Origin of the sequence: Kitasatospora sp. NPDC059803 (genome assembly GCF_042732255.1) — a bacterium.
Lineage (GTDB): Bacteria > Actinomycetota > Actinomycetes > Streptomycetales > Streptomycetaceae > Kitasatospora.
This window is the reverse complement of the sequence record NZ_JBHWIJ010000120.1, coordinates 1-4,291: the sequence shown is the minus strand read 5'-3', so window position 1 is coordinate 4,291 and position 4,291 is coordinate 1. Positions and strand designations below refer to the sequence as shown.

General features: G+C 72.2%; 2 protein-coding genes. One reads left to right on the top strand and one right to left on the bottom strand.

All coding sequences use genetic code 11. The annotated features are described in order from the left end of the window. The first annotated feature begins 298 nt into the window (after positions 1–298). A complete protein-coding gene (locus ACFV6I_RS20175; protein ID WP_380426711.1) occupies positions 299–2,602 on the top strand; it encodes a glycosyl hydrolase family 18 protein in 2,304 nt (767 codons plus the stop codon). A gap of 136 nt (positions 2,603–2,738) precedes the next feature. Here ACFV6I_RS20175 and ACFV6I_RS20170 read toward each other — a convergent pair whose 3' ends face one another. Continuing rightward, a complete protein-coding gene (locus ACFV6I_RS20170; RefSeq protein WP_380426709.1) occupies positions 2,739–4,181 on the bottom strand; it encodes a geranylgeranyl reductase family protein in 1,443 nt (480 codons plus the stop codon). Between the last annotated feature and the right edge of the window lie 110 nt (positions 4,182–4,291).

Below are 4,291 nucleotides of genomic sequence, written 5' to 3'. Positions count from 1 at the left end.
GTGCGGGCCGTCTCCAGCAGCCTCCGCCACGAGATGACCGTCGGGCGGCGGCGCAGCAGCGCCCCCGCCCCGCGGGGCGGGGGACACCCCCCCCCCCCCCCCCCGCAGCCCCCGACCGGCCCGCACCACCCCGACGAATCCCCCAACTCCCCAGTGGTACAGACCTGTTGACGCATTGGTCCAGTCCTCCTACAGTGCCCATGCCCCGCCTCCCCACGGCGCGGGCACCCATCGCACACGCACCAAGCACAGCGGTTCTACGTCACCCTGTCCAACCCCCACAGTCACAGGGAGAACCATGTCCGCTCGATCCCGGGCCAGGCGCCCGCGCGTGCGCAGCAGACTGCTGGCACTGCTCTCCGTCCTGCTCCTGCCCCTCGCCGCGCTCACCGCGCTGGCCGCCCCGGCGAACGCCGCCGGAAAGCTCACCGCCGCCTTCACCACCGCCAACAACGGCTCCTGGTGGCAGGGCACCTACATCGTCCACAACGACAACGCCACCGCCGTGACCGGCTGGACCCTGGAGTTCGACCTGCCGGCCGGCGTCACCATCGGCAACAGCTACAACGGCACCGCCACCGTCAACGGCCAGCACGTCACCGCGACCAACGCGTTCTACAACGCCACCGTCAACGCCCACAGCACCACCGAGCCGTACAGCTTCTGGTTCGTCGGCAACGGCCCGGTCGCCACCCCCACCAACTGCCGCGTCAACGGCGACAAGTGCGACGGCACCGCCGACGTCCCGCCGTCCGCGCCGGGCACCCCGGCGGTCACCGAGTCCACCGCGCACACGCTCGCCCTGACCTGGCCGGTCGCCACCGGCGGGGACTTCCCGGTCGCCTCCTACGACGTGCTCAACGGCGCCACCGCGGTCGGCTCCAGCACCACCACCAGCGCCTTGCTCACCGGGCTCACCCCGGCCACCACATACACGCTGACCGTCCGGGCCAAGGACAGCCGCGGCAACACCGGACCACTCAGCGCGCCCGTCACCGCCGCCACCTTCGACCCGTCGACCGACCCGGTCCCGCCCACCGCGCCGACCAACCTCCGCACCACGGCGGTCAGTTCGTCGGACGTCACGCTCGCCTGGAACGCCGCGACCGACAACGTCAGGGTCGCCGCGTACGACGTCTACCAGGGCGGCACGCTGGTGGCGACGGTCGGCGGCGGCACCCTGACCGCGACGGTCGGCAGCCTGTCCCCGTCCACCACCTACACGTTCACCGTGAAGGCCCGCGACCCCGCCGACAACGCCTCGCCCGCCTCCGCCCCGCTCACCGCCACCACCTCGGACCTGGTCGGCGCCGGAAAGTACGCCCGGGTCGGCTACTTCGTCCAGTGGGGCATCTACGGCCGCCAGTACTTCGTCAAGAACCTCGACACCTCCGGCAGCGCGGCCAAGCTCGACGTCGTCAACTACGCCTTCGAGAACATCGATCCGGTCAACCTGACCTGCCTGGCGGGCGTCACCAAGGGCACCACCGCCAACCCGCAGGACCCGGACCAGGGCACCGGCGCCGGTGACGCCGACGCCGACTACGCCCGCCCGATGAGCGCCGACCAGTCGGTGGACGGCGTGGCCGACGACGGCTGGGGCAAACTCCGCGGCAACCTCAACCAGGTGAAGAAGCTGAAGGCCAAGTACCCGAACCTGAAGGTGGTCGTCTCACTCGGCGGCTGGACGTACTCCAAGTACTTCTCGGACGTCGCCGCCACCGACGCCTCCCGCCAGAAGTTCGTCAAGTCCTGCCTCGACGTGTGGATCAAGGGCAACCTGCCGGTCTACAACGGCGCCGGCGGCGACGGCGTGGCGGCCGGGATCTTCGATGGCATCGACCTCGACTGGGAGTGGCCCGGCTCCGCCGACGGCCACGCCGGCAACCACTGGAGCGCCAACGACAAGGGCAACCTGACCCTGCTGCTGGCCGAATTCCGCAAGCAGCTCGACGCGTTGGGCGGCTCGCACAAGCTGCTCACCGCCTTCACCCCGGCCGACCCGGCGAAGGTCGCCGCGGGCTGGGACCTCACGAAGATCTTCAGCTCGCTGGACATCGCCAACGTCCAGGGCTACGACTTCCACGGCTCCGGCAGCGACAACTCCTGGGAGCCCAACCGCACCGGCCCCCAGGCCAACCTCTACGCCGACCCGAACGACCCGTACAACTTCCACTTCAGCGTGGACGCGGCGGTCCAGACCTACCTCGGCGCCGGGGTCAACCCGCGCAAGCTCACCATCGGCTTCCCGTTCTACGGGCGCGGCTGGCAGGGCGTGGCGGACGGCGGCGCCTCCGGCGTGTGGCAGTCCGCGAACGGCGCGGCCCCGGGCCAGTTCAGCGAGGAGGCCGGCACCCGCGGCTACAACAACCTCATCACCGGCGTCCCCAACCTGACCGTGTACCACGACCCCAAGTCCATTGCGACGTACGGCTACACCGGAGCCGGCGGCCAGTGGTGGACCTTCGACGACGCCTGGTCGATCGCCCAGAAGACGGCCTACCTCAAGTCGAAGAACCTGCTCGGCGGCATGATCTGGGAGATGTCCGGCGACACTCCCTCCGGCACGCTCATCAACGCACTCGACTCCGGGCTCAAATAGCCGGAGGACACGGCCCGTTGGGCCGGTGGGGCAGCAAGGGCCGGCGCTCCCCGAACAACGGAGCGCCGGCCCGCGCCTCAGGTGCCCCAGGTGCCCGACGGGCCTCCAGGGCCGCACCCGCTTCCAGGGCCTCCCGTCACCGGGACGCCATCGCCGCCAGCTTCCTGGCCGCCCGGTACTGCCGGAGCACCTGCGCGAAGGTGGTGTGCCCCTGGGTGGTCCGGGCGAAGGCCCGCCAGGCCGGCGCCACCAGGCAGACCGCCGCGTGGAACAGGTACGGGCGCCGCTCGAAGGCGCCCAGCAGCTGCTTGCCGGCGCGCATCTCCACGCCCAGCCCGGCCTTGATGGCAAACGCGTAGTTCAGCGCCTCGCGCCGCACGTCCGCCGCCTTGCCCGCCTCCGCGACCTTCACCGCCCACTCGCCGGCCAGCCGGCCCGAGCGCAGCGCGTACGAGATGCCCTCACGGGTCCACGGCTCCAGCAGTCCGGCCGCGTCCCCGGCGACCAGCACCCGGCCGCGGGAGAGCGGCGAGTCCTCGGCCCGGCAGCGGGTCAGGTGCCCGGACTCCACGCTCGGGGTGAAGCCGGACAGCCCCAACCGCCGGATGTAGTCGGCGAGATACTGCTTGGTCCGCTCACCGTCACCGCGCGCCGAGATGACGCCGACGGTCAGGCTGCTCGACTCGGTCTTCGGGAACACCCAGCCGTAACTGCCGGGCAGCGGGCCCCAGTCGAGGTGGATCCGGCCCGACCAGTCCGCGGCGACCTGCGGCGGGACGGGGATCTCCGCCTCCAGGCCGAGGTCGATCTGGTCGAAGGTGACGCCGACGTGCCGGGCGATCCGGCTCGCGCTGCCGTCCGCGCCGACCACCGCGCGCGCCTCGAAGGTGCGCCCGTCGGCGGCCGTCACCAGCGCCGTCCGGTGCTCACCGCCGCGCTGCTCGACGCCGGTGACGGTCACTCCGGTGACCAGCACCGCCCCGGCCTGCTTGGCCGCCTGCACCAGGCGCAGGTCGAACTCGTCCCGGTTGACCAGGCCGAACAGCATCCGCCGGGACCGACGCGTCCGGGTGAACCGCCCGTCGTAGGCGAAGGTGACGGCGTGCACGCGGTCCTGCAGCGGCAGCCGGAAGTCGGGCGGCAGGCTGTCCCGGGACGGGCCGATGATGCCGCCGCCGCAGGTCTTGTAACGGGGGTGCTCGGCCTTGTCGAGGAGCAGCACCCGCCGGCCCTGGACGGCGGCGGCGTGCGCGGCCGAGGCTCCGGCCGGTCCGGCACCGACCACCACGACGTCCCAGACGCCGTCGAGCGGCTCGGGCGCCGACCGGCCGACCCTCGGCGCGGTCTCGGCTTCGGTCTCGGCTTCGGTCCCAGCCTCGGTCGCGGCTTCGAACACCGTCTCGGTCCCGGCCTCGGGCACCGTCCCGGTCTCGGACACCGACTCGGGCGTCCCCTCGGACGCCTCGCCTGACGGCTGACCTGACGACCGGCCTGACGGCCGTCCGGACACCTCGGCGTCGAGCGGCGAGGCCTCGGTGTCGAGTGGGCTGCGGGAATCGGAGCTTCCGGAGTCAGTCACGTCGAGCAATCCTATGCGTCCGCCGGACCCGCCGCTGGCCGCGCCGCCCCGAACGCCAGACCGAACCCAGACCGAACCCAGATCGAACCCGGGCCCAGCCCGGGCCGAGC